General features: G+C 73.2%; 22 protein-coding genes. 12 read left to right on the forward strand and 10 right to left on the reverse strand.

The genetic code is table 11. The features are described 5' to 3' along the window. Positions 1-90: 90 nt before the first annotated feature. From FLL47_RS29830 to FLL47_RS29845, 4 genes are all read right to left on the reverse strand, one after another. Entirely contained in the window at positions 91-4,920 is a 4,830-nt protein-coding gene (locus FLL47_RS29830; RefSeq protein ID WP_144124895.1) for a hypothetical protein, read from the reverse strand. Between the two features lie 11 nt (positions 4,921-4,931). After that, entirely contained in the window at positions 4,932-5,810 is an 879-nt protein-coding gene (locus FLL47_RS29835) for a DUF4132 domain-containing protein (protein WP_144124898.1), read from the reverse strand. A gap of 155 nt (positions 5,811-5,965) precedes the next feature. Then, positions 5,966-7,531, reverse strand: a complete 1,566-nt coding sequence (locus FLL47_RS29840; protein ID WP_144124900.1) for an FAD-binding oxidoreductase — start codon at positions 7,529-7,531, stop codon at positions 5,966-5,968. 109 nt (positions 7,532-7,640) lie between these two features. Continuing rightward, the gene (locus tag FLL47_RS29845) at positions 7,641-9,170 is read right to left on the reverse strand and encodes a glycerol-3-phosphate dehydrogenase/oxidase (RefSeq protein ID WP_222106268.1); all 1,530 of its coding nucleotides are present in this window, start codon (positions 9,168-9,170) and stop codon (positions 7,641-7,643) included. A 56-nt stretch (positions 9,171-9,226) separates the two neighbouring features. Here FLL47_RS29845 and FLL47_RS29850 point away from each other — a divergent pair, with 56 nt between their 5' ends. Together FLL47_RS29850 and FLL47_RS29855 are read left to right on the forward strand one after the other, a co-directional pair. After that, on the forward strand, positions 9,227-10,795 hold the full coding sequence (locus FLL47_RS29850) for an FAD-binding oxidoreductase (protein WP_144125335.1): 1,569 nt from the start codon (positions 9,227-9,229) through the stop codon (positions 10,793-10,795). Next, positions 10,795-11,676: a diacylglycerol/lipid kinase family protein gene (locus FLL47_RS29855; protein ID WP_144124903.1), complete on the forward strand. Its 882-nt coding sequence runs from the start codon at positions 10,795-10,797 to the stop codon at positions 11,674-11,676. Before FLL47_RS29850 ends, FLL47_RS29855 begins: the two co-directional genes overlap by 1 nt. A gap of 127 nt (positions 11,677-11,803) precedes the next feature. On the opposite strand, the gene FLL47_RS29860 is transcribed toward FLL47_RS29855, so the two are convergent. Further along, a complete protein-coding gene (locus tag FLL47_RS29860) occupies positions 11,804-12,448 on the reverse strand; it encodes a TetR/AcrR family transcriptional regulator (RefSeq protein ID WP_144124906.1) in 645 nt (214 codons plus the stop codon). A gap of 114 nt (positions 12,449-12,562) precedes the next feature. Here FLL47_RS29860 and FLL47_RS29865 point away from each other — a divergent pair, with 114 nt between their 5' ends. Both FLL47_RS29865 and FLL47_RS29870 read left to right on the forward strand, forming a co-directional pair. Then, positions 12,563-13,018: a hypothetical protein gene (locus FLL47_RS29865; protein WP_144124909.1), complete on the forward strand. Its 456-nt coding sequence runs from the start codon at positions 12,563-12,565 to the stop codon at positions 13,016-13,018. A 182-nt stretch (positions 13,019-13,200) separates the two neighbouring features. Next, the gene (locus FLL47_RS29870) at positions 13,201-14,301 is read left to right on the forward strand and encodes a hypothetical protein (RefSeq protein ID WP_144124912.1); all 1,101 of its coding nucleotides are present in this window, start codon (positions 13,201-13,203) and stop codon (positions 14,299-14,301) included. 59 nt (positions 14,302-14,360) lie between these two features. Here FLL47_RS29870 and FLL47_RS43185 read toward each other — a convergent pair whose 3' ends face one another. Then, entirely contained in the window at positions 14,361-14,516 is a 156-nt protein-coding gene (locus FLL47_RS43185) for a DUF6131 family protein (RefSeq protein ID WP_186315985.1), read from the reverse strand. Between the two features lie 75 nt (positions 14,517-14,591). Beyond that, positions 14,592-14,993: a hypothetical protein gene (locus FLL47_RS29875; protein WP_144124915.1), complete on the reverse strand. Its 402-nt coding sequence runs from the start codon at positions 14,991-14,993 to the stop codon at positions 14,592-14,594. 131 nt (positions 14,994-15,124) lie between these two features. Between FLL47_RS29875 and FLL47_RS29880 the strand changes: the two genes are divergently transcribed. Further along, positions 15,125-15,307: a hypothetical protein gene (locus FLL47_RS29880; RefSeq protein WP_144124918.1), complete on the forward strand. Its 183-nt coding sequence runs from the start codon at positions 15,125-15,127 to the stop codon at positions 15,305-15,307. A gap of 88 nt (positions 15,308-15,395) precedes the next feature. Here FLL47_RS29880 and FLL47_RS29885 read toward each other — a convergent pair whose 3' ends face one another. Then, positions 15,396-15,602 carry a CsbD family protein gene (locus FLL47_RS29885; protein ID WP_144124920.1) on the reverse strand — a complete coding sequence of 69 codons (207 nt, stop codon included), beginning with the start codon at positions 15,600-15,602 and terminating at the stop codon, positions 15,396-15,398. A 160-nt stretch (positions 15,603-15,762) separates the two neighbouring features. Between FLL47_RS29885 and FLL47_RS29890 the strand changes: the two genes are divergently transcribed. The 3 genes from FLL47_RS29890 (at position 15,763) to FLL47_RS29900 (ending at position 17,672) form a co-directional block, all read left to right on the forward strand. Further along, a complete protein-coding gene (locus FLL47_RS29890) occupies positions 15,763-16,959 on the forward strand; it encodes an LCP family protein (RefSeq protein WP_186315986.1) in 1,197 nt (398 codons plus the stop codon). Positions 16,960-17,085: 126 nt separating this feature from the next. Next, positions 17,086-17,394, forward strand: a complete 309-nt coding sequence (locus FLL47_RS29895; protein WP_246158832.1) for a hypothetical protein — start codon at positions 17,086-17,088, stop codon at positions 17,392-17,394. Then, positions 17,388-17,672: a hypothetical protein gene (locus FLL47_RS29900; RefSeq protein ID WP_144124926.1), complete on the forward strand. Its 285-nt coding sequence runs from the start codon at positions 17,388-17,390 to the stop codon at positions 17,670-17,672. The genes FLL47_RS29895 and FLL47_RS29900 overlap by 7 nt, the downstream gene beginning before the upstream one ends. Positions 17,673-17,678: 6 nt before the next feature. On the opposite strand, the gene FLL47_RS29905 is transcribed toward FLL47_RS29900, so the two are convergent. Further along, entirely contained in the window at positions 17,679-18,377 is a 699-nt protein-coding gene (locus tag FLL47_RS29905; RefSeq protein ID WP_144124929.1) for a hypothetical protein, read from the reverse strand. A gap of 171 nt (positions 18,378-18,548) precedes the next feature. On the opposite strand from FLL47_RS29905, the gene FLL47_RS29910 reads away from it, so the two are divergent. The 3 genes from FLL47_RS29910 to FLL47_RS29920 all read left to right on the forward strand — a co-directional run bounded on the left by FLL47_RS29910 (position 18,549) and on the right by FLL47_RS29920 (position 23,316). Continuing rightward, positions 18,549-19,928: an FAD-binding oxidoreductase gene (locus FLL47_RS29910; protein WP_144124932.1), complete on the forward strand. Its 1,380-nt coding sequence runs from the start codon at positions 18,549-18,551 to the stop codon at positions 19,926-19,928. Between the two features lie 63 nt (positions 19,929-19,991). Next, complete coding sequence (gene recD2, locus FLL47_RS29915; protein WP_144125341.1) at positions 19,992-22,250, forward strand: SF1B family DNA helicase RecD2; 2,259 nt, start codon at positions 19,992-19,994, stop codon at positions 22,248-22,250. A 64-nt stretch (positions 22,251-22,314) separates the two neighbouring features. Next, positions 22,315-23,316, forward strand: a complete 1,002-nt coding sequence (locus FLL47_RS29920; RefSeq protein ID WP_144124935.1) for an NAD-dependent epimerase/dehydratase family protein — start codon at positions 22,315-22,317, stop codon at positions 23,314-23,316. Between the two features lie 158 nt (positions 23,317-23,474). Here the strand turns inward: FLL47_RS29920 and FLL47_RS29925 are convergent, their stop codons facing one another. After that, the gene (locus tag FLL47_RS29925; protein ID WP_222106269.1) at positions 23,475-23,990 is read right to left on the reverse strand and encodes a nucleoside deaminase; all 516 of its coding nucleotides are present in this window, start codon (positions 23,988-23,990) and stop codon (positions 23,475-23,477) included. 209 nt (positions 23,991-24,199) lie between these two features. Between FLL47_RS29925 and FLL47_RS29930 the strand changes: the two genes are divergently transcribed. Beyond that, positions 24,200-25,483, forward strand: coding sequence for a citrate synthase (locus FLL47_RS29930; RefSeq protein ID WP_144124938.1), 1,284 nt, complete (start codon positions 24,200-24,202; stop codon positions 25,481-25,483). Positions 25,484-25,495: the final 12 nt, after the last annotated feature.

The raw sequence follows: 25,495 nt of genomic DNA on the forward strand, positions 1-25,495 counted from the left end.
GCGCTGCCGTAGCCGCTCAGCGGCGTCGATGGTCCCCGTTTCGGGTCGGAACTTGCGGCCCGACCGCACTTTCCGACCCGAAACAAGTGATCATGCGGGGCGCTCACCCGCCTCGATCCGCGTCCACGCGGCGCGGAACAGGTCGGCGACCGGGCGGCCGAGCAGGGCCGTGCCCAGCGGCGGTGCGGTGTCGGCACGCAGGCCCAGCAGCGGGGCCTTCCACGATTCGACGGGCAGCGCCGGGGCCTTGAGGTTCAGCCATCCGCCCGGCAGGAACACCGCGCGTCCGGCCCGTTCGCGTCGCGCCCCGACGACCAGGCCGGCCGCGATCAGCGCCGTCCGCGACGGCTTCAGTCGCGCCGTGGTGACGCCCAGCCAGCGGGCCACGTTGGCGTCGCTCGGGTCGGGCAGCGCCAGCAGCTGCAGGTAGTACGCGGCGGCCTCCGGCGCCAGCCCGTGTGCGGCGGTCACGGCCGCAACAAGGTCGGGCGCGCTGTGCCGGGGGTCCTGCGGCCAGGCCCCCGCGGGCAGCGCGTCCGCTTCGGCGAGTGCCGCGGCCAGGGACGGGTCGCGCAGCAGCCGCAGGGCGTCCGCGACACCGGGCTCGCCGAGCGCCAGCGCCGGGTCGTCCGGGGTCGTGATCGCGGCGGGCAGCAGGTGGTACGTGCCGTGACCGCCGTTCTCGGCGCTGCACCACACTCCGGGCAGTCCGTCGGGCACCAGGCCGAGGCGCCGGATCGTGGTGCCCACGGCCAGCTTCGGGTTGTCCAGCCGCTGCCGGACCAGGTCCAGCGCACGCGGCAGCGCGACGCGCAGCGGGTCGCCCGCGGGCAGCCGGTAGGCCAGCCAGGCCAGCGCCGCCGCGGCCGCCTTCAGCCAGCCCTCGTCGAACGCGTCGCCGCCGCTCGCGTGTGTCTCCAGGTCCCACGAGTCCGCGTCGGTCACCCCGTCGGTGCACAGCCAGGTGCGGGGCTGCGGCTGGGCGATGATGCGCAGCACCTCCTGCCCCATCCCGCCGGGGACCACCCGCTTCGCCTCGATCAGCAGCTCCTCGGGCAGCGGCGTACGCCGTCCGAACAGGGTGATCCACCGGGCCGCCACCGCGTCCACGTCCGGCCCGTGCCGCCACAGGTCCGCCGGGTCGGGCGGCACGGCCGCGTCGAGCAGCGCGATCCGGTGCTGCCGCGCGATCCCGTGCCAGTGCTGCGCCGCCAGGCGCGCCTCGGCGGCGGACAGGCCGATCGCCTTGCGCTGCGCGGTGTCGAGGTTGTGCTCGCTCCAGCCGCCGATCGGCAGCCCGGCCAGCAGCATCGTCGCCTCGGCCCGGGTCAGCCCGGTCAGCTCGGCCAGCCGCCGCGGGCCGTCCGCCCGCCACGGCACCGGACCTTCGCCGTCGAGCAGGTCGGCCGCGGCGTTGAGCGCGGCGGCGTCGCCCCAGCCGCCCCGGTGGATGGCGGTGTGCACGTCGATGCCCGCGATCGGCGCGAACTCGGCCTCGGCGCAGCGGTCCACGGCGTACCGCGAGAAGCGCGGGCCGACGGAGTGCAGGCGGTGACCGCCGGAGAGGAACACGATGCGCCGCCCGCCCTCGCCCGCCTCGGCTGCGCTGTGCGCGGTGGAGACCGCGAGTTCGACGAAGCGGATCCTCGGGTCGGGCGCGGCGAACGGCGAGGCCGCGAACGCGCGCAGCAGCCTGGCCAGGACCGGCCGCGACTCCGGCGCGGTGGTCGGGGAGGCGGCGACCATGAGCACCGAACCCAGCCCGCGCAGCAGCCAGGGCCAGGACGACTCGGCGTCCGGCGGCGGCACCTGCTCCGGCGGGTCGGCGAACAACCGGGTCAACGCCGCGAGTTGGCCCATCACCGCGGTGCGGGAGTGCTTCGAGCCGTAGAAGTACCGCCCCCGCCACGTGACCAGGGCGGCCAGCGCACGGGACAGGTCATCGTCGAGGACAGGCTGCGGCGGCTCGCCGGACGGCGCACCTTTCTCCGAGACCGGCGGGGCAGCGGGCGTGGTGCCCTCCACTCCCGCCCGCGGCCCGGCGAATACCGCACCGTCCGGTCCCGGCTGCGGCCCACCGGACGAGCTGCGTGCCAGGCCCGCCGCGGCCTGCTCGGCCTCGTTCGCGGTGAGCAGCTCGCGCAACTTCTCCAGCCTGGCCGCCAGCCGCACCGTGGTGCGCACGATGGCGCGCAGTGCCCGCAGCAGCGTCGGATCGGTGACCTCGGGCAGATGCCGGGCGATCGCCTGATCGATCGAGTCGGCCGTCGCGGCGCTGCCGCCCCGGGCGTCGGCCAGCAGCGCGGCGGCGAGCGGCGTGGTCACCGCGCGCAGGGCCGCCGAGGCCGCCGCGTCGCGGGGCCGCAGCGCGTGCCAGTGCGGGAACGGTGGGCGGCTGTGCGAGGCGAGGCATTCCTGCAGCGGTCCGCCGCCGTCGGGCGCCCAGACGGTGACGGCGAGGTCAGCGGCCCGAGACCGGTCGTCGGCACGGGTGGTGACCGGGCGGAGACGGTCGTCGCCGGGCAGCCGCAACGCGCCCACCAGCACCTCGCCGGGCACGGTCGGCTGCCACCGCACGGTGCGGCCGCCGACCGAAGTGCCGAGCTGGGTGCCGTCGGGCAGCACGTGCACCCGCCAGCCGAGCAGACCGTCCGCGGCGCCCAGCGGAGAACCGGCGAACGCATCCGGGCCAGGACGCAGCCACGACCACTCGGGCAGCAGCCGGGACTCGTGCGGCACGCCGTCGGTGAAGAACGCGGGCATGCTGTGCCGACCGGGCCGACCGGTAAACGGGTCGTACTCCCGCCAGCGCCACCCCTCGGGCTGCTGCTCGCAGCGCCAGTACGTGACACCGTCGCTGCTCACCAGGCCGGGCGGCGGTGGGGTGTGCTCGCCGGGCAGCCAGGGGCGGTCGCCGCCGGTGACCCCTCCGCCGGGCAGCGGCAGGTAGGGCATGGGCGGTCCGGAGTGCCCCGTCCGCTCCGCTCGGGCCGACGGGTCGTGCGGCAGCTTGAGCATCTGATCCGGACGATCGGACCAGTAGGCCCAGCCGTCGCCGTAGTGCGAACTCCCGGTCACCAGCATCCGTCCGCCGAGCTCGTGGCAGGCGGCCTCGGTGTGCCAGTTGTTCGCGGGCGAGCGCACCACGTGCTGCGTGCACGTGCCGTCGGGGGAGACGGTCACCGCCCGGGTGGCGTCGCTCACGGCCAGCGCCGGCCAGCTCGGAGACAGGCCCAGCCGCTTGATCTCGGCGACCGCCGTCTCGTACGCGGGCCAGCCCAGCTCGTCGACCAGGCCCGCGCGCAGCGAGCCCGCCAGCACCTCGGCGGCGTCGAGCGCGGCGACCCGGCGCAGCTCGCCGGCCGCGAGCCGGACGCCGGCCGCCGACCACAGCGGGTACAGCGAGCGCAGGGTCGCCTCCAGCCCGGCGACCGTGCTGCCGTCCAGCCGCTGCCGTTCGATGCCCTGCCGGAGCGCGACGAGCAGGCCGGGCGCCGCGGTCAGCGTCGCGATCAGGTTGGCGGCGTCGGCGCCCTCCGGGTCGAGCTGCGAGTGCCGGTCGAGCAGCCGCCACAGGCCGCGTACGAGGTCGGGCAGCAGGTCCGGGTCGGCGGCGACCGCACGCAGGTCGCGGCGGCCCTCGCCGACCAGGTCGCCCCAGCGGGTAACCGGCAGCCCCTCGGGTGTCGGATCGATCGACACCGGCACGCCTTGGGCGAGGCAGGCGTCCACGAGGTTGAGGTCGACCGGGCCGGAGCCGTCGGTAGGGCGCAGCCGCAGCGGCCGTCCCGCCGCCCGCAGCCGCGGCGCGAGCCTGGTGACCAGGTCGAGCAGCCGCGGACTGACGGCGCCGACGGCCCAGCGGTGGTTTGCCCGATACCAGGCGAAGCGTTCGAGCCAGGCGGCGACGTCGGCGTCCGCCGTGTCCAGCACGCCGGCGTCGAGGATGAGGTCGAGCCACTCCTCGGACACGTCGGCCTTCCAGCCCGGCGGCTCGGGCAGCAGTTCCAGCAGCCGTGCCGCCACCGCCGGGTCGCGGCGGGCCAGCCGCTGCAGCGTCTTGCGATAGGCGGTCCAGAAGCCCGCGTCGGCGCGTACGACCGCGGGCAGCATCAGCAGTTCGGCGACGAGGGATTCGTCCTCGGCCGCCACGTCGAGTCCCGCGGCTTTGGCCAGCCGCCGCAGGTCGGCGGCCAGTCCCGGGCCGGGCGGCAGCCCGCCCGCGACCCGCCGCACCGCGACCGAGCGGACCAGCGGGTACGCCTGCGCGGACGGTACCCGGGTGAGCGCATCGCGCGCGTAGTCGCGGAACGACTTCGCGGTCAGCGCGCCCGCCAGCGCGAACTCCAGGTGCGTGTCACGCAGCCGGGCCTCGTCGACGGGCAGCGCGTACGTCTGCTCGGCGCGCCGCGCGTCGCCGAAGCAGACCGCGGCCCGGCGCAGGTTCTCCGCCTCGATGTACGCCCGCCCGGCCTGCTCCCAGAAGCCCGGCAGGAAGTGCGGGACGGTTCTGGCGAGGCGGTTCGCCACGGCGAGGTAGCCGTCGCGGGCGTTGCCCGGCTTCGACCGGGCCAGCCGGGCCAGCTTCTCCATCTCCTTGACCAGGGCCAGCGCCTCGCGGCCGTGGGCCGGGTCCTGCACCAGCGCAGACGCGGGGAAGCCCAGCGCGCGTACCCGGCCGTGCCCCACCGGCACCGCCCCGGCGGCGGTGAAGCCGAGGAACTCCATGCTCAGGTCCTCGGCCGCGCCGACCGGCTCGCTGACCAGTCGCACCACGGTGCGGCCGGGCAGCGCCGGATGGGCGTACGCCCGCCCGGTCACCGCCGCGACGGCCGGATCGTCCGGCGCCGGGCCGTCGAGCACCGCGCCCGCGTCGAGCAGGCCGTCCGCCGTGGACGAGCCGGGTGCCGTCGTCGTCATGGTCTGCTCCCTCACTCGCTGGTCCGCGTGCGGCCGGCGTGCAGGGCGGCGGCCAGGCGCACGCCCTCCGACCAGGTGATGGGCCCGACCTGGTCACCGGACACGCCCCGGCCGGACGGGTCGGCGAACTGGAGCGGGCCGATCCAGGTCTCGTAGCCCGGGTCGCCGTCGCCGAGCCAGACGCAGGCGTCGACCGCGCGGCCGTGTTCGGCGATCCGGCAGCGGGCGACGCCGCCGCGCACCGCGTAGCCGAGCGCGAGCGCGCGTGAGGTCGCGTGCCGCAGCTGCGCGTAGTGCGCCCCGGTGTAACCCTGCAGCTGCGCGGCCTGCTCGCCACGGCCCGCCGGACGGCGGTGCGCCTCCCGGAACAGCTGTGCCACGCCCTGCCTGACGTCCAGCTCGGCCGCGAACTCGCGCAGCTCGTCGACGTCGTCGAGCAGTACGGGGTGCGGCACGGCGTACGGGCCGGGGCCCAGCCAAGCCGACTCGCCGTCGAGGCCGACCACTCCCGCGCCGCGCGCCGCGTCGACGTCGCGCAGGAACCCGGCACGCCCGAGGTCCGGCCCGTGCCCGCCGTAGGGCGCGACGATCAGATCGCGCAGGGCCGCCCGCCAGGCCTCGTCGGCCCAGATCCGGGCCAGCACCGGGGCGGCCACCGGCAGCCCGCGCACCATCCAGCGCTCCACCTCGGCCAGGCACTCCGCCTCGTGGCGGGCCAGCCATTCGCGCAACTGCCGCAGGTCGAGCACGACCGGATCGTCCTTCAACGCGGCGGGCAGGCCCTTGAGCAGTACGCCCGACGCGTTGCGGGCCACGACCCGCCCGCCGTGCAGCGCCACCTGGTAGCCCGTGCCCGCGGGCAGCCAGCCCGGTTCCGTTTCCCCGTTCACGACGCGGGATTGTGCCACCCGCGCCCGACAGTTGCGTACGCCGAAATTCCTGAAGACGGGGATGGCGTCAACCGGGAAAACGAGGTACCTTCGCTTGCAAGCCCGCTTCGACGGTTTCCCCCGTGATCGCCGAAGCGGGCTTCTTACTGCCCGGATCAGGGCAGCAGGACCCCCGGGTTGAGCACGCCCGCCGGGTCCACGGCGGACTTCGCGGCCCGCAGGGCGAGTGCGAACGGGTCCGGCCGCTGCCGCGTGTACCAGGGCAGATGGTCGCGGCCGACGGCGTGGTGATGGGTGACGGTGCCGCCGTGCGCGGCGATCGCGTCACCGGCCGCCTGCTTGAGCGCGTCCCAGATCCGCACCTGCGCGCCGCGCTCACCGGCCGCGTACACGGTGAAGTAGGGCGCCGGGCCGTCCGGGTACACGTGCGTGAACCGGCAGGTGACCAGCGCCGGGCTGCCCGTCTCGGACAGGCCCGCCGACGCGACCGCCTCGACCACCGCGGTGTGCAGCGTCTCGAACGCGGCCCACGTGCACGCGGTCTCGAACGTCTCCACCACCACGCCGAGCCGGGCCAGCCCGTCGCGCAGGTAGGGCGCGCCGACGAAGGTGTCCCGCCAGCGCCCGGTCGTGTCCTGCGCCGCCTCCTCTACCATGCCGCCGTGGTCGCGGCACAGCTCGACGGCCCGCGCGAGCAGCGCGTCGACCGGGTGGTCGGCCGACTCGAAGCCGAGCAGCAGCCGGCTGGACCCGTCGGCGGCCGCCGCGCCGAGCATGGCTTCGAGCGGGTCGAGCAGGCGGCAGTTCGCCGGACGCAGCCCGGACTGGGCGACGGCCCGCACGGCGCGCACCGCGTCGGCGTACCCGTCGAAGCGCAGTGCGGACCCGGCGCGGAACGACGGGCGCTGCTGCACCCGGGCCCAGCCCTCGGTGATGACGCCGAGGATGCCCTCCGAGCCCAGCCAGAGCCGGTCCGGCGACGGGCCCGCGCCCGAGGCAGGCACCCGCAGCGACTGCGCGACCCCGGCCGGGGTCACCACCCGCATCGACTCGACCAGGTCGTCGATGTGCGTGTACCCGGTGGCGTAGTGCCCGCCCGCGCGGGTGGCCAGCCAGCCGCCGAAGGTGGAGAACTCGAAACTCTGCGGGAAGTGCCGCAGGGTGAGGCCGTACGGCCGCAGCGCGTCCTCCAGGTCGGGGCCGAACGTGCCGCCCCGGATCAGCGCGGCCCGGCTGACCTCGTCGACCTCGACCACGCCGGACAGGCCGGTCAGGTCCAGCGACAGCCACGGCCCGCCGCCGCGATACTCGACGCCGCCGACGACGCTGGTGCCGCCGCCGAACGGGACCACCGGCACGGCGGCGTCCGAGGCCCAGTCCAGCACCGCGATCACGTCCGGCTCGTCGCGTGGGTAGGCGACCAGGTCCGGTGGGTTGTCCAGCGCTCCGTGCAGCAGCCGGACCACGTCGCGGTACGCCCGCCCGTAGGCGTGCGCGGCCCGGGTCCGCGCGTCGTCGCGGCACAGCGCGGCGACGCTCGCGGGCGGGCGCAGCCGTGACGGCGGCAGCTCCGGCACCGGGGGCACCGGCGTCAGCGCGCCGTCCAGTGGCAGGAACGGGCTGACCCGCCGGGCCAGTTTCGCGCACCCGTCGGCGTCCACCGCCTGGTCCGCCCACCCCCAGCCCCACCAGGACCGCTCCCGGCCCGTTTCGCCGCTCATGCCGCCTCCGTTCGCGTCGTCGCTGCTCACCGCACCGCCCACCCGGACGGTGGATGGGAAGGGCACCTTCTACAACGCATAGCGATAAGAAGGTGCCCTTCCTTGCACTTCAGGGGTTGTTCTTCAGGAGGTGCTCGGCCGCGGGGAGCGCGGCGGCGCGGTGCTGCGGCACCAGCCCCAGCCGCGTCCGCCGGTCCAGCAGGTCGCCGACGGTGAGCGCGCCCTCGTGGCGCACCGCCCACAGCAGTTCCGCGCCGGTCACCGGGCTGCCGGGCGCGACCGGGCCGTGGAGCTCCGCCGGGGCCTCGGCCAGCACGGCCGAAGCCTCCGTGCCGTAGCGGGCGATCAGGCGGGCGGGCGCGGGCACCCGGGCCAGCAGGTCGCGCGCCGCCGCGCCGGGCAGCGGCAGGTCGCGGGTGCGGCACGGTCCGGCGCGCACGCCCCGCCGCGCGGCCAGCACGTCCACCGTGTCCTGCGCCATCCGCCGGTACGTGGTCAGCTTCCCGCCGACGACGGTCACCACGCCGTCGCGGCCCTGTACGACGGCGTGCCGCCGGGAGATGTCGGCGGTGCGCCCGCGCTGCGCCTGCGGGCCTGCCATCAGCGGCCGCAGCCCGGCGAACGCGCCGAGCACGTCGGCCCGGCGCACCGGCGTCTCCAGCGCCGAGTTGAGCACGTCGAGCAGGAAGTCCACATCCGACTCGGGGACCTCGGGCACGTCCGGCACGGGGCCGTCCACGGGTTCGTCGGTCAGCCCGACGTACACCAGGCCGTCGGCCTGCGGCAGCACGATCACGAAGCGGGACAGCTCGCCGGGCACCGGGATGGTCAGCCCCGCCCACAGCCCGCCGAGCAGCGCCGACGGCAGCACGAGGTGCGTGCCGCGGGACGGCCGCAGGGTGATGTCGGGGGCGAGCTGCCCGGCCCACACGCCGGTCGCGTTGACCACCGCGCGGGCTCGGACGGTGTGCCGCGTGCCGGTGAGGGTGTCGATCACGGCGGCCGCGTCGCCGGTCAGTTCGGTGGCGCGGCAGCGGGTCAGCACCTTCGCGCCCGCCCCGGCGGCGGCGCGGGCCAGCCCGGTGACCAGGCGGGCGTCGTCGCACAGCTGGCCGTCCCAGGACAGCCGAGCCCCGCGCAGCCCGGCCGTTCGGAGCGCGGGCACCATGCCGCGCGCCTCGGCCGCGGACAGCGAACGTACGCCGGGCAGGATCGCGCGCCGGGTGCCCGCCGCCGCGCGCAGCAGGTCACCGGCGCGCAGGCCGGCCCCGGCCAGCCCGACGGTCAGCGGCGCGGTGTACGCCGTGGCGGGCAGCACCATCGCCAGCGCCCGGGTCAGGTGCGGGGCGGTGCGGGCCATCAGCGTGCCGCGTTCCACGGCACTCTCGTACGCCACCCCGATCTCCCCCTTGGCCAGGTAACGCAGCCCGCCGTGGACCAGTTTGGAGCTCCACCGGGAGGTGCCGAAGGCGAGGTCGTGGGCGTCGATGGCGGCGACCGACAGCCCGCGGGTGGCCGCGTCCAGCGCGACCCCGGCGCCGGTGACGCCGAGCCCGACCACCAGCACGTCCACCACCTCGCCGGTCAGCTCGGCCAGCTCGCGCGCCCGGCGCGCCGCGGTGAGAGAGGTGTCCGACACGGTCTCCTCCTTGCGCCGAAGTGACACTAGATGTAACTCTGTCACACATGGATGCGATGCGGGAAGAGCGGCGCGCGGGCTGGGCGCGCTGGGGCACACCGGAGCACGCGAAGCCGCTGCCGGAGGCCGTGGCGGGGCTGCTCAAGCAGGTCTTCGAGGTGACGCCGCCGACCGCGCCCGTCGCGCTGGACGCCGTGGCGGCGCCGCCGGCATTGGCCGCGGACGCCCTCGCCGCCCTGGCCGCCGTGGTCGGTGCGGAGCACGTCAGCACCGACGCCGCCGAGCGTGCGCTGCACGCGTCGGGCAAGTCCACTCCGGACCTCTATCACCAGCGCGCGGGCGAGCTGCCCGCGCTCCCGGCCGCGGTCGTCGCCCCGGCCGACCACGACCAGGTGCTGGCCGTGCTGGCGGTCTGTGCCGAGCACCGGCTCGCGGTGGTGCCGTTCGGCGGCGGCACCTCGGTCGTCGGCGGGCTCACCCCCGAGGCCGACGGATACCTCACGCTCGACCTGCGCCGCCTCGACCGGCTGATCGCGGTCGACCCCGTGTCGCGCACCGCGGTGCTGCAGGCCGGGCTGCCCGCGCCGCGCGCCGACGAACTGCTGGCCGAGCACGGTTTCACCCTCGGCCACGTCCCGCAGTCGTACGAGTACGCCACCATCGGCGGCTTCGCCGCCACCCGCTCCTCCGGTCAGGCTTCGGCCGGCTACGGCCGCTTCGACGACATGGTCGTCGGGATGACCGTGGCCACCCCGCGCGGGACGCTCACCACCGGCCGCGCCCCCGCGTCGTCGGCCGGGCCCGACCTGCGCCGCCTGTTCCTCGGCTCGGAGGGCGCGTTCGGCGTCATCACCGACGTCACCGTGCGGGTCCGTCCGGTCGCCGCGCAGCGCCACTACGAGGGCTGGCGGTTCGAGTCGTTCGCCGACGGTGTCGCGGCGGCGCGGCGGCTGGCCCAGGACGGGCCGCGGCCGACCGTGCTGCGGCTGTCCGACGAGGTCGAGACCATGCTCGGGGCGACCGGCCGGGGCCGCGGCGACGGGGGCTGCCTGCTCGTGGTCGGCCACGAGGGCGCGTCCGTCGAGCGCGCCGTGGCGGAGACCGCGGCGGTGCTGCGCGAATGCGGCGGGCAGGAGCTGGGCACCGAGCCGGGGGAGCAGTGGGCCGCGCACCGGTTCGACGCGCCCTACCTGCGCGACGCGCTGCTCGACGCGGGCGCGTTCGCCGAGACCCTGGAGACCGCGGCGTTCTGGTCCGCGCTGCCCGGCCTGTACGAGGCCGTGCGCGAGGCGCTGTTCGCGGCGCTGCCCGTGCCGTCGATGGTGCTGTGCCACGTGTCGCACGTGTACGAGACCGGGGCCTCCCTCTACTTCACCGTGGTCACCGCATTCGGCGACGAGCCGGTGGCGCGCTGGCAGCGGGCCAAGGCGGCGGCCAACGACGCGATCATCGCGGCCGGCGGCACGATCAGCCACCACCACGGCGTCGGCACCGAGCACCGCGACTGGTTCGCCCAGGAGGTCGGCCCGCTCGGGGTCGACGTGCTGCGCGCCGTCAAGCGCGAACTCGACCCGGCGGGGGTGCTGAACCCGGGCATCCTCGTAGCGCCCCGCCCGGCGCCCTGATGGCCAGGTCGTTCACGGCCGTGGTGGGCCCGGCCGCGCGCCGTGGGCTGGCCCGGCTGATGCCGGTCGCGCAGCTGCTGCGCGCGGGCGGGGCGCGGGTGCGCGTCGAGTACACCGGGGGCGTCGGGCAGGCCCGAGAGGTCGCCCGGCGCTGTGCCGCCGACGGCGAGACGGTGCTGGCCGCCGGGGGCGACGGCACGCTGCGCTGCCTCGGCGCCGCGCTGGCGGGCACGGACGGCGTGCTGGGCGTCGTCCCTGCCGGGCGCGGCAACGACCTGGCCCGGCAACTCGGCCTGCCGAGCCGTCCCGAGGAGGTCGCGTCGCTGTTGCTGCACGGCGAGCCGCGCCGCGCCGACGTGCTCGACGCGGGTGGCGAGATCGTGCTCGGCAGCGTGTACGCCGGGGTCGACGCGGCCGCCAACGAGCGCGCCAACCAGGCCCGGTTCACCCCGGCGGGGCTGGTATACCCGCTGGCCGCGGCACGTGCGCTGGTCGGCTGGCGGCCCACGGTCTACCGGCTCACCGTCGACGGCGAGCGGCTCACTCCGGTGCGGGCGTACTCCGTGGTGGTGGCGAACTCCGGCTACTACGGCGGCGGACTGCACGTCGCGCCCGACGCCGCCGTCGACGACGGGCTGCTCGACGTGATCGTGCTCGGCGACGCGTCCAAAATGCTGTTCCCGCTGATCCTCCGCGAGATGCGGACCGGCGCACACGTGCGCCGCCCCGAGGTCACCGTGCTGCGCGGGACGACGGTCACCGTGGCCACCGACCGCCGGGTGCCCGCGTACGCCGACGGCGACCCGCTCACCGTGCTCGGCGAACTCCGCATCCGCGCCCTGCCCGCCGCCCTGTCCATCCTGGCCCCCACCCTGCCATAGACGCCGGCCCCTCGACTTTCATAGACGTTGGCCTATCACATCGATTCCAGGTGACCTGAATTCGATGTGATAGGCCAACGTCGATGACAGGGCGGGTGGTGCGATGCGGCGCGGTGGACGCCTGGTGCTAGCGCGGTGAGCTGGAGGCGGTTCGTCCGCGGCTGCCGGTCGTGGGGGCGGGGGACAGGTAGCGGTCCAGGAGCAGGCCCAGCTCGTCGTCGAGTTCGGCCGGGGTGTGCCCGTCGGAGACGGTGGCCACGGACAGCACGAAGGACTGCGCGGTCAGCAGCACGGCCCGGGCCAGGCGGGCCGGGTCACCGGCGCGCACCGAGCCCTCGGCCTGCCCCGCCGCGATCATCTCGACCAGGAAGCCGAGCATCTCCTCCTGTCCCGCGCCGCGCCGGTCCAGCATGTACGGCAGCAGGATCTCGGGATCCACTTCCATGATCTTGCGGAGCAGCGGATGGGCCCGCAGCGTCGCCGCGGCGGCCACGGACTGCGCCACGAGCCGGGAGCGCAAGGGCCCGTCGGCCGCGGCGGCCTGCCGGGCCGCGTCCACGATCACGCGGTGCCACTCGCGACTCATCAGGTCGCCGACCAGGCTCTGCACGTCGGGCCAGCGGCGGTACACCGACATCCGGGACACCCCGGCCCGGCGCGCCACGTCCGTCACCGTCGTCCGGCGCACCCCGTACGCCAGCACGCAGTCACGGGCGGCGTCGAGCACGAGGTCCTCCACGCGCCGTCCGCCCGGCTCCTCCTCAGCGTCCACCGGCCCATGTGTACCACGCCCGGCTTCCGCGCAGCGCCGCACGGTGTCACAGTGGTACCCGGCCCGCGCGGCAGCGCCGGCGTCCTGCCGTACCCCCTCAGCCTGGGAGCCCGTATGACCACCGAGCCGCAGCAGCCGGTCGACGACACCACCCCCGAGCCGGCTCCGGAGCCACGGCCCGCGCCGCCCGCCCGCACCTGGTCCCGGCCGTCCGTGGGAACGCTGGCCGCGCTGCTGATCGCGTTCCTGCTGGGCGGAGTGGTCTGCGGTGGCCTCGGCCTCGCGGCGGGCCTGATGGCGGGGCACCACCGCGGCCACCACGAGTTCGACCGGCACGAGCGCGGTCCCTGGGGCGGTATGCGGGACCGTGAGGAGCGGGTGCGCCCCGAGCAGCGGCTGCGCGACCAGGAGCTGAAGCGCCAGCTGCTGGAGCGGCTGCGCAAGCGGGACTTCGACGGGCAGCCGATGCCCTGGCCGTTCCCGCCGAACACGCTGCCCGACGGCGGCGCCCCGCTGCCCGTGCCTCCGGCCGCGCCCACCGCCTCGGCCGCGCCTACCACGACCCCCTGATCCTGCGCGGCGGGCAGGCGGCTTCCGGCTCGCCGAATCGGAAGCCGCCTCCCGTACGCTGCTCTGACCTGCGTAGATCGGTGGGCCGCCGTTGGTGGCCACTCCTGCGGTCGGCAGACGGTGATCGTCGGCGATATCCTTTGTCCGCCACGGAACCGGCTCACGGCAGGATGGGGATCCACATGGTCAGCACCGCACCCGAACAGGTCGCCGTGGCGTCCGATCCGGACCGGCCGGTGACCTCATACCGCACCGACCTGGTGACCGTGCTGCTGGGCACGTGGTTCACCATCGGCCTGATGGTCGACGCCTGGGCGCACAACAACGTGCCGCAGCTGGAGACGTTCTTCACGCCGTGGCACGCGGTGTTCTACTGGGGCTTCATCGTGACCGCGGGCTGGATCCTGTGGACCTGCCGGGCCGCGTTCCGCGGCGGGCGGCTGCCCGACCTGCGGGCCATGCCGGCCGGTTACCCGGCGGCGGTGCTGGCGATCGGCGGGTTCGCCCTGGCGGGCCTCGGGGACATGCTCTGGCACGTCGTGTTCGGCGTCGAGCAGACCATCGACATCCTGTTCAGCCCCACCCATCTGGGCCTGGTCACCGCGATGATGATCATCGTGACCACGCCGCTGCGCACGGCGTGGGCGCGCCGCACCGACCCGGCCCCCGGGCTGCTGGGGCTGCTGCCTGCGGTGCTGTCCATCGCCCTGGGCGCCACGCTGGTCCTGCTGTTCCTGCAGTACGCCAACGCGCTGGTGTACACCCCGGGCCGGATCATGATGGCGCTGACCAACCTCGACGAGCGGCTCAGCTCGGACATGGCGACCTCGATCCTGGTCACCAACCTGGTGCTGATCATTCCGATCCTGACGCTGGCCCGGCGCTGGACGCTGCCGCCCGGCAGCGTCACGGTCGTCTACGCGGTCATCGGCGCGCTCTGCGCGGCGATCACCGGCTTCGGCAACCTCGAACTCATCGGGGGCCTGCTGGTCGCCGGTGTGCTCGCCGACCTGGCCGTGCTGTGGCTGCGTCCGTCGCCCGCACGCCGCGGCGGCCTGTGGGCCCTGGCCGCGCTGGCCGGGCTGTTCACCTGGTCGGTCTACCTGGCGATCGGCTTCCTGTTCACGCCGGAGATGCTCGACCCGTCGGGCACGCGCATCGCGGCGCAGGCGCTGCCCGAGCTCTACACGGGCATCCCGGTGGTGCAGGCGGTGGCCGGGCTGCTGATCGCGGTCGTGCTGGCCGCGTCGACCCGACCGGCCGCCGCGGACGAGCGGCGATAGCGCCGCTGGAGCAGGAAAAGGGGCGCCCGCGGGCGCCCCTTTTCGTCGTTGAGATCCTGTCACCAATAATGCCGTCGTCCGCCCACGGGGCGTCCCACCGCGCCCAGGATCCAGAGGATCGCACCTACGATCAGCAGGATCAGACCGATGGTCCAGAGGATGCTGATGTTGAGGAAATACCCCAGCAGCAACAGAATCAGGCCTAGAACAAGCACTTCGATCTCCCCACTCGAGGAACACTCCCCATCGCCGATGAGGTACCCGTCCCTCGGCGGGGCTAAACCGGACGATCAATTCGCGGCGGTGCCCACGGGTTGCTGCGCGAGTTCCTGTGCGAGCTGTCGGGCGACCCGGCCGTGCATCGCCACGGCCCGCAGCCGCAGCAGTGCCACCTGGGTGACGACCTCGGCCATCGGGCCCGGCCGGTGTGCCCAGAAGGTGCTCAGCAGGGGCTGGGTCAGGTCGGCCAGCGCACTGGGATCGTGATCGGGCGGCAGCGCGTCCACGGACTGCCGGGTGTCGGCGATGGCCCGGTCGAGGCCCGCCTGCCAGGCCGGTCCCACCCGGCCGGTGCCCGGGTACGCCGGGTCGTTGCGCCAGGCCTGCCAGCGGTCGAGCAGAGTGATCAGCTCGGCGCGAAGGTCCGCCCGCTCCTCGTTGCTCGCCGTGATGAGCTGTTCACTGACTGTCATGTCAACAGATCATAGGGTCGCGACGGGCCCGCGGCGGGCACAACACGGGATGTCGCCGAGATGATCAGGATACACCCGACCCCCTCCGCGCAAGCGTTTGTGCAGGCCGTGGCGCGGGTATGCGGTAAAACATGACCGATCACAGCCCGGAGGAGTACGAGCCGATCGAACCGGCGGCCGGTTCCGACCTGGAGCACACCCGGGACGAGGCGCACCGCGACGAGCAACGCCGGCACGAGGACACCGAGCGCCTCACCGAGGAGCGCCGCGACCCGCGCAACCCGCCCGAGCCGTTCTCCGGCTCCGAGCACTGAACCGCCGACTCGACGGTCGGCATCGAGCAGCCGAACGCGCCGCCCCTGCGATCTTCCGCAGGGGCGGCGCAATCATGGGCGGCGACGACTACCGGCGAATGGCGTCCTTGGCCGCGTCCTTGGCGTCGCTCATCGAGTCCTTGGCCTTCTCGCCGGCCTTCTTCACCTTCGCCGAAGCCTGGTCCATCTTGCCCTCGGCCTCGAGGCTCTCGTTGTCGGTCATCTTGCCGGTGGCCTCTTTGGCCTTGCCCGTGACGTTCTCGGCTTCGTTGCTGATCTTGTCCTTGATACCCATGTCCGAACTCCTCCGAGATAGCGGATATCTCTTGCCTCCGAGGTACCCGGTACGGATCTTCTGAAACCTGCCAAGCCCAGCGAACGAGACAAAACACGCTAATGATCAGTTAACGGCTGGTATGGTCCTTCGCCAGGAGACCCCCGGCACGGAGAGACTGATGACCCCGCTCGAGAGCCCCCGCGGCCTGCCCGACATCCCCCCGCTCCGGCCCCGCCGGCGGCGACTGCCGGTGTGGGCGGTGCTGATGCTCGGCATGATGGTGCTCGTGCTGGCGCTGGGCTTCGGCGGCGCCCTGGTCACCCAGTCCTACCTGCACAGCCTGACCAGCGCGGTGGAGACCGGCTCGGTGCTGGAGGGGGAGGCGCGCAAGGAGCCGACGGTCGAGGGCCGCACCCTGCGCGGTGCGATCGACCTGCTGCTGCTGGGGTTGGACACGCGCGACGGCTGGGTCGAGGGCAGCGGACGGGCCGACACGATCATCATGCTGCACGTGCCGGCCGGGCACGACCGGGCATACCTGATGTCCATCCCGCGCGACGCCCTGGTGCACATTCCGGCGTACCCGAAGGCGAACTTCCACGGCGCACGGACCCGGGCCAATGCGGCCTACACCTACGGCTCGCGCAACGGGCAGGGCTGGCAGGGCGGGGCCGCGCTGACCGCGAACATGGTGCACGAGCTGACCGGGCTGAAGTTCGACGGCGTGGCGGTCGTCGACTTCGACGCGTTCAAGAACGTGGTCGACGAGCTGGACGGCGTGCACATGTGCGTCGACCAGGAGACCCGCTCGGATCACTTCGTCGTGGTGGACGGCAAACCGCAGTACGCCTACGGCAAGAAGTCCGGGGTGTTCCTGCCCAACACCTACGTGCACCACGTCGGCTGCCGCGACATGGCGGGCTGGGAGGCGCTGGACTACGTGCGCCAGCGCAAGAGCGGTCCGTACGGCGACTACGACCGGCAGCGCCACCAGCAGCAGCTGCTGAAGGCGGTCGGCGACAAGGTCACCTCGGCCGGGGTCATCACCAACCCGATCAAGATCAATTCTCTGCTCCAGGCCGCGGGCAGCACGCTGAAGCTCGACACCGGGCACGCCGACCTGTTCGACTACATCTGGACGCTGCGCGGTCTCGCCACCGCCGACCTGGTCATGCTCAAGACCAACAACGGCATGTACAACCGCGCCAAGGTCAAGGGCACCCAGGCGATCAGCCCGCAGACCCTGTTGATGTTCCAGGCGGCCGCGGCCGGCACGCTCGACGAGTACGTCGCGGCCCACCCCGAGTCCGTCATCGGCGACGCGGCGGACGCGCAACTTCCGGCCGACGGCCCGGCTGCCGCGAACCGGCGGTGAACTGCCGCCGTCCGCCCGCCCCGGACCGTGTCCTGCAAAGGAAAGTTTCATCGCTTCCTTGATCCTTGTGCAGAAACTACAGTCCTGATAGCTTGGCGCGATCACCATCAAGTGAAGAGGGTGGATATGCGAATCTCCACGAGAATCGTCGCGTCCCTGGTGGTCGTGGGTGCGCTCGCCACCGCGAGCCCCGCCCAGGCAGTCGTCGTACCCCGGCACGCGATCAACGTCTGCCAGAGCGCCAGCTTCTACGACAACTACGACTCGGCTTCCGGGCCGCACGGGCTCAAGCGGGTGCTCGAGTACGGCAACAAGATCGGTCACACCCCGGGCGCGCACCCGGTCTACAACGGCTGGGCGGCGACCTTCGACTTCGGGCCCAACGACTGGGGCTTCATGCGGATCGAGTGCATCGGAGGGTACGACTCATGGTGACCAGGACCCTCCGGGCGGCGGCCGCGATCGTGACCGGACTCGCCCTGCTGGCCGTGCCGTCCGCGGCGCAGGCGGCCAACGGCACCGTCGGCGTGCGGGAGACCGTGTGCGCCGATTCCCTGTTCGTGCGCACCGAGCCGCTCGGCGCCTGGATGGGCACGCTATACGCGGGCCAGACGTTCCTCGTCAAGGGCCCCAGGCAGGGCGGCTACGTCTACGGCTTCGCCTACGGCCACGTCAACCGCAACGGCTGGGTGCAGGACGGCTGGTTCTGCTGACCTGCGTCACGCCCCGGTGACCGGATCACCGGGGCGTGACTCGGCGGACCGCCGCACCCGCAGGATGAGCAGCACCGCGAGCACCGTGATCCAGGCCGGGAAGACCAGGGCGAACTCGGTCTCCAAGCTGGCCCCGAACAGCAGCAGCAGGCCCAGCGGGTAGCTCAGCCAGACGAACCAGGACGGCAGCACCTTCGTCGACCGGCCGATGCCGGCCGTCGTCATCACGAAGATGGCCGCCATACGCGAGTCGAGCATGACCGCCAGCATCCGGCCGAACTGCGGGAAGGCGCGGGCGCTCTGCGGGTTCACCGGGCCCTCGGTCAGCCGGGCCACCGCCGAGTCGACGCTGAACGCCGCCGCCGCGACCAGCAGCAGTGCCGCGTACACGATGCCGGCGACGAGTTGCAGGTTCGAGAAGAGGAAATGCTCCGGATGGCCGTGCTGGGAGATCCACATGCGCAGCGCCACGGTGAACCAGATGAACGCGATGGCCGACACCGGCAGCAGGTAGATGCCCACGATCAGCACCGTGCGGCCGCCGCTGCCGCTGTAGTAAGCGACCAGGTCGGCGTCCGATGAACCGGGCTTCGGCACGTCGTGCAGCAGCCAGAACGACAGCAGTGCCAGCAGGGCGTGCAGCATGCCCATCGCCGTCGCCAGATACGCCGCCCGGCGATGTGGTCCCGTGCCGACCGCAGCCATCAGAGCCACCCCTGATCACAGACTTTCCCAGCCGTGCCGCGCCTTCGAGCTGGTATGTGGGAAGAAGTAGCTTTTTGCGGTGACATGTCCCCGGCCTGACTAGGCTGATCTGCGGATCCCGGCGTTGCCAGCCCGGACTGGCCCAGCCATGCGCCTGCGGGGGGAGTTCCGATGACGGTCCTCGGTGAGACGGTGGTGGCCGACCTGCGGGCCGGCTTCGCCGGGTCGGTGCTCGGGCCGGCGGATGCGCCGTACGCCGAAGCGCGCGCCCTGTTCAACTCGATGATCACCAAGCGGCCGAGTGTGATCGCCCAGTGCGCCACGGCGGCGGACGTGTCCCGGGCCATCGAGTTCGGGCGCGAGCAGGGCCTGGAGATCGCGGTGCGCGGGGGCGGGCACGGCGTGGCGGGCACCGCGTCGACCGAGGGCGGCATCGTCATCGATCTGCGCCGGATGAACCAGGCGACGGTCGACCCGCAGCGGCGCGTGGTACGCATCGCCGGCGGCGCGACGATGAGCCACCTGGACCGGGCCACCCAGCCCTTCGACCTGGCCACCACCGGCGGCCGGGTGTCCACGACCGGCGTCGGCGGCTTCACGCTCGGCGGCGGCTCCGGCTGGCTGGAGCGCAAGTTCGGCCTGGCCTGCGACAATCTGGTCGCCGCCGAGCTGGTCACCGCCGACGGCAACACCGTGGTGGCCAGCGAGGAGAGCCATCCGGACCTGTTCTGGGCGCTGCACGGCGGCGGCGGCAACTTCGGCGTCGTCACCTCCCTGACGCTGCGCCTGCACCCTCTGCCGACGGCCTCGGTGGCGCTGCTGCTGTGGCGGCCGGAGGCGGGACCCGAGGTGACCCGCGCCTACCGCGACTTCATGGAGAACGCGCCCGAGGAGGTCGGCGGCGGCGTGATCTACCTGACCGGGCCCGCCGAGCCGTTCGTGCCCGCGCACCTGGTCGGCAAGCTGACCTGCGCCATGCTCGTCACGTACGCCGGTGACCTGGCGCAGGCGCGCAAGGTGATCGGGCCGCTGCTGAAGCTGGGCCACGAGGGCGAGCTGCTCGCCGAGGTGCCCTACGCCGAGCTGCAGTGCATGTTCGACGACCCGCCCGGCTACCGCAACTACTGGTCCGCCGAGCACCTGGACTCGCTGCCCGACAGGGCGATCGAGCTGTTCTGCGCGCGGGCGTACGACATGGTCGTCCCGTCGCCGTCGCAGCACGTGCTCTTCCCGTACGGCGGCGCGGTGGCCGCGGGCCCGACCGGATACCCGGTCCCGTGGCGGCGCGCCCCGTGGGTGGTGCACCCGCTGGGCCTGTGGACCGAAGCCGAGGACGACGAGCGCGCCGTGCGCTGGGCCCGCGATCTGCGCGCGGACGTCAAACCGTGGTCCACCGGTGCGGTCTACAGCAACTTCATCGGCCAGGAGGGCCAGGAGCGCGTCGTCGCAGGCTACGGCCTCGACAACTACCGCCGCCTCGCCAGAATCAAGGCCGCCTACGACCCGGACAACGCCTTCCATCTCAACCCCAACATCCGCCCCGAACGCTGAGCCCCGCCGGGGCGCGGCCTGCGTTTCGACACACCGGTACGGCACCATGTCGGGGTGACCGCGTTGTCCTCGCCCCCGGCCGCCGCGCCGAACCGCCCGCCGGGTGTCGTGCTGGAGGCGGTGCTGGAGCGCATCACCTACGCCAACGAGGAGACCGGCTACACCATCGCCCGGGTGGCGACCGAGAAGTCCGGCAACGACCTGCTCACCGTGGTCGGCGCGCTGCTCGGCGCGCAGCCGGGGGAGAGCCTGCGGCTGACCGGCCGCTGGACCTCGCATCCGCGCTACGGCCGCCAGTTCGAGGTGTGGAACTACACCACCGTGCTGCCCGCGACCATCGTCGGCATCGAGCGATATCTCGGCTCCGGGCTGGTCAAAGGCATCGGCCCGAAGCTCGCCGAGCGCATCGTGGGCCACTTCGGCGTGGACACGCTGCGGGTCATCGAGGAGGAGCCGCAGCGCCTGATCGAGGTGCCGAAACTCGGCCCGAAGCGCACCAAGCTGATCGCCGCGGCCTGGCTGGAGCAGCAGGCCATCAAGGAAGTCATGATCTTCCTGCAGGGCGTGGGCGTGTCCACCTCGCTCGCCGTGCGCATCTACAAGCAGTACGGCGACGGCTCCATCACGGTGGTGCGCGAGGAGCCGTACCGGCTGGCCGCCGACGTGTGGGGGATCGGGTTCCGCACCGCCGACACCATCGCCCGTGCGGTCGGCATCGCGTACGACAGCCCGCAGCGCGTCAAGGCGGGCCTGCAGCACACGCTCAGCGAGGCCGCCGACAACGGCCACTGCTTCCTGCCTGCCCCGAACCTCACCACCGCCGCCGCGAAGATCCTCGCCGTCACCGACTCCGACGGCGCCGACCTGAGCGTGCCCGCCGACCTCATCACGAACTGCCTGCACGAGCTGATCGACGAGGAGGGCGTGGTCCGGGAGGACGTGCCCGGTGCCGACGGTTCGGTGCCCGCGATCTACCTGGTGCCGTTCCACCGCGCCGAGCGCGGTCTCGCGGGCAGCCTGCTGACCCTGCTCAACACCTCGCGGGACCGGCTGTCCGCGTTCGACGGCGTCGACTGGGCCAAGGCGCTGGTCTGGCTGAAGGCCCGCACCGGCCACGAGCTGGCCCCCGAGCAGGAGCAGGCGGTGCGGCTCGCGCTGACCGAGAAGGTCGCGGTGCTGACCGGCGGTCCGGGCTGCGGCAAGAGCTTCACCGTACGCTCGATCGTCGAGCTGGCCCGCGCCAAGCGCGCGAAGATCGTGCTGGCCGCGCCGACCGGCCGGGCCGCCAAGCGGCTCGCCGAGCTGACCGGCCACGAGGCGACCACGGTGCACCGGTTGCTGAAGCTCCAGCCCGGCGGCGACCCGAGCTACGACCGGGACAACCCGCTCGATGCGGACCTGGTGGTGGTCGACGAGGCCTCGATGCTGGACCTGATCCTGGCCAACAAACTGGTCAAGGCCGTCGCGCCCGGGGCGCACCTGCTGCTCGTCGGCGACGTCGACCAGCTGCCCTCGGTCGGCGCGGGCGAGGTGCTGCGGGACCTGCTCAACGCCGACGTCGTGCCCCGCGTACGGCTGACCCAGATCTTCCGCCAGGCGCAGCAGTCCGGCGTGGTGGTCAACGCGCACCGGGTCAACGCCGGCGAGTTCCCACAGGTCAAGGGCTTCCCTGATTTCTTCTTCTTCGAGTGCGACGACAGCGAGGCGACCGCGCCGCTGGTGGTCGACCTGGTCTCGCAGCGCATCCCGAAGAAGTTCGGCCTCGACGCGCGCCGCGACATCCAGGTGCTCACCCCGATGCACCGGGGCCCGGCCGGCGCGGGCAACCTCAACCAGCTGCTCCAGCAGGCGCTGACCCCGGCGGTCGAAGGCCGGCCCGAGCGCCGCTACGGCGGGCGGGTCTACCGGGTCGGCGACAAGGTCACCCAGATCCGCAACAACTACGACAAGGGCACGGCCGGGGTGTTCAACGGCACCGTCGGCGTGGTCACCGGCATGGCCCCCGACGACCACAAGCTGATCGTGCGCACCGACGAGGACGAGGACGTCGAGTACGGCTTCGACGAACTCGACGAGCTGGTCCACGCGTACGCCATCAGCATCCACCGGTCGCAGGGCTCGGAGTATCCCGCCGTGGTCGTGCCGCTGACCACCAGCGCCTGGATGATGCTGCAGCGCAACCTGCTCTACACCGCGATCACCCGGGCCAAGAAGCTGGTCGTGCTCGCCGGGTCGACCCGGGCCCTCGCGGTCGCCGTGCGCACCCTCGGCGCGGGCCGCCGCCACACCGCCCTCGACCACCGCCTCATCCCACCCGGCTGAGCGCCGGGTACGCCGAGGGCGAACGGGTGTGCGATTGGCGGGCGGGTCGGCGATGCTTGCGGCCATGCGACTCCTGGTACTCGGCGGCACTGTCTTCCTCGGGCGCGCCGTGGCCGCCCACGCGGTGGCCGCGGGCCATGACGTGACCTGCGTCGCCCGCGGCACATCCGGCGAGGTCCCGGCAGGGGCCACGCTGGTGACCGCCGACCGGGACGCCCCGGGCGGGCTCGCCGGGCTCGACGGGGACTTCGACGCGGTGATCGACGTGGCCCGGCGGCCGAGCCACGTCCGCCACGCGGTCGCCGCGCTCGGCGCGCGCGTCCCACACTGGGTGTACGTGTCCAGTTGCTCCGTCTACGGCGACCAGAGCACTCCGGGCCAGCGCGCGACCGAGGCCCCGGTGCTGGCCCCGCTGCCGCTGGAGACCGACGACGCGACCGGCGAGAACTACGGCCCGGCCAAGGTCGCCTGCGAGCAGGCGCTGCTCGACGCCGTCGGGCCGGACCGGGCGATGCTGTGCCGGGCCGGGCTCATCGTCGGCCCGGAGGACCCGACGGGCCGCTTCGACTACTGGGTGGCGCGGGTGGCCGAGGGCGGCGAGGTGCTGGCCCCGGGCACGCCCGGCGACGCCGTGCAGTGGATCGACGTGCGCGACCTGGCCGCCTGGCTGGTGCAGGCCGCTGAGCAACGGCTCTCCGGGGTGTACGACGGCACCGGCGCCCCGATCGGCCGGGGGGACTTCCTCGCCGGCATCGCGCAGGGCGTCGGCGCCACACCCCAGGTGACCTGGGTCGACCAGGAGTTCCTCGCGGCGCAGGGAGTCGAGCCATGGGCCGGGGAGCGGTCGCTGCCGATGTGGCTGCCGCTGCCGGAGGGCGCCGGGTTCCTGTCCCGCGACGTCACCGACGCGCTTGCCGCGGGGCTCACGCCGCGCCCGCTCGCCGACACCGCCCGCGACACCCTGGCCTGGCTCGCCACCGGCCCGACCCGCAAGCCCTGGGCCGGCATCACCCGCGACGACGAGGCCCAGCTCCTCACCGCCTGGAAAGTGGCCCACCCCGCCTGACCGGCCAGCCTCACGCCCGGTGTGCGGCCTCGGGCCGGCTCGTCATGCAGGTTCGGGGAAAGTGCATGAATCCGGTCGAGGATGGGCGCAGTTTCCCCGAAACTGCAGGCGCGGGGCGCGGGGCGCGGGGCGCGGGGCGCGGGGCGCGGGGCGCGGGTTCAGGGGCGGGCTTGGCGTTGGGGCTTGGTGCGCTGCCAGGCCTCGAAGGGGTCCTGGGCCTGCGCGATGGAGATCTTGCCGACCGGCACGGTCCATTTGTGCTGCGGGTCCTCGAACAGGTCGTACAGCTCGACCTGCGGGAATCCGGCCGCGGCGGCCTCGTGGCGGTCGACGGCGTACACGATGCGGCCGACCTCGGCCCACAGCGCCGCGGTCAGGCACATCGGGCACGGCTCACACGTGGAGACCAGCACGGCCCCGGGCAGGCGGAAGTGCAGGGCCTGGCGGCAGGCGGCGCGGATGGCCACGATCTCGGAGTGCGCGGTGGGGTCCAGGTCGCGGATGACCCGGTTGACGCCGCGGCCGATGACCTCGCCGCTGCGTACGATGATCGACGCGAAGGGTCCGCCGCCGCCCGACTCCACGTTGGCGACAGCGAACTTCACCGCGAGGGCCAGCCAACGTTCGGCTTCCTCGCCCGGCATGTCCACGCTCGCCAGGGGCTCCGTCGCCACGGGTCCAGCCTAAGGCGCGGGCTCGCGCGAGGCAGTCGCTCTGGACACACAACCCCTGTTAATTCGACAGAAAAGAGGGTAAGTCGGCTTAAAGCGAGCCGGGCACCGTGATTCTCCCCTCAGCCCCGGATGGGGCGGATGCCGCCGCCGAGTGCTTACCCTGAAACTTAACTTTGGTAAAAGAAGCTCCCGATAAAGCGAGGGAAGTCGTGGCGGACGTGAACCTGGAAACCCCGGGTGGACACCTCTCCCTGGAAGTGCAGCCGGCCGTCGAGGGCCCATCCGGGCTCGACATCGGCAAGGTGCTGAAGGAAACCGGGTACGTCACGTACGACCCGGGCTTCGTCAACACCGCGGCCTGCACTTCCGCGATCACTTACATCGACGGCGACGAGGGAATCCTTCGTTACCGCGGTTACCCCATCGAGCAGCTGGCCGAGCACTCCACCTTCCTGGAGGTCTCGTACCTGCTGATGTACGGCGAGCTGCCGAGCGCTACGCAGCTGTCGGAGTTCACCGACCGGGTGCGCATGCACACGCTGCTGCACGAGGACATGAAGCGGTTCTTCGAGGGCTTCCCGCGCGACGCCCACCCGATGGCCGTGCTGTCCGCCGCGGTGAGCGCCCTGGGCACGTTCTACCAGGACAGCCAGGACCCGTTCGACAACGAGCAGGTCGAGATCTCGACCGTGCGCATGCTCGCCAAGCTGCCGACCATCGCGTCGTACGCGTACAAGAAGTCCATCGGCCAGCCGATGCTGTACCCGGACAACTCCCTCGGGTACGTGGAGAACTTCCTGCGCATGACCTTCGGCGTGCCGGCCACCGGCTACGAGATCGATCCGGTCTTCGCCAAGGCGCTGGACCTGCTGCTGATCCTGCACGCCGACCACGAGCAGAACTGCTCCACGTCGACCGTGCGCCTGGTCGGCTCGGCCCAGGCCAGCCTGTTCGCCTCGGTGTCGTCCGGCGTGAACGCGCTGTCCGGCCCGCTGCACGGCGGCGCCAACGAGGCCGTGCTGTCGATGCTCGAGCGCATCCGCGCCGAGGGCGGCGACGTGCAGGCCTTCGTCCGCAAGGTCAAGGACCGCGAGGACGGCGTACGCCTGATGGGCTTCGGCCACCGGGTGTACAAGAACTACGACCCCCGCGCGGCGATCGTGAAGAACATGGCGCAGGACGTGCTCGGCCGGATGGCCAAGCCGGACCCGCTGCTGGACCTCGCGATGCAGCTCGAGGAGATCGCGCTGGCCGACGACTTCTTCGTCTCGCGCAAGCTCTACCCGAACGTGGACTTCTACACCGGCCTGATCTACAAGGCCATGGGCTTCCCCACGAAGATGTTCACGGTGCTGTTCGCGCTGGGCCGCCTGCCCGGCTGGATCGCCCAGTGGCGCGAGATGATGAGCGACCCGGCCACCAAGATCGGCCGTCCGCGCCAGGTCTACACCGGTGCCCCGGAGCGCAACTTCGTCCCGGTCACCGAGCGCTGACCCCAGCCTCAG

The organism is Catellatospora sichuanensis (assembly GCF_007483665.1).
Classification (GTDB): domain Bacteria; phylum Actinomycetota; class Actinomycetes; order Mycobacteriales; family Micromonosporaceae; genus Catellatospora; species Catellatospora sichuanensis.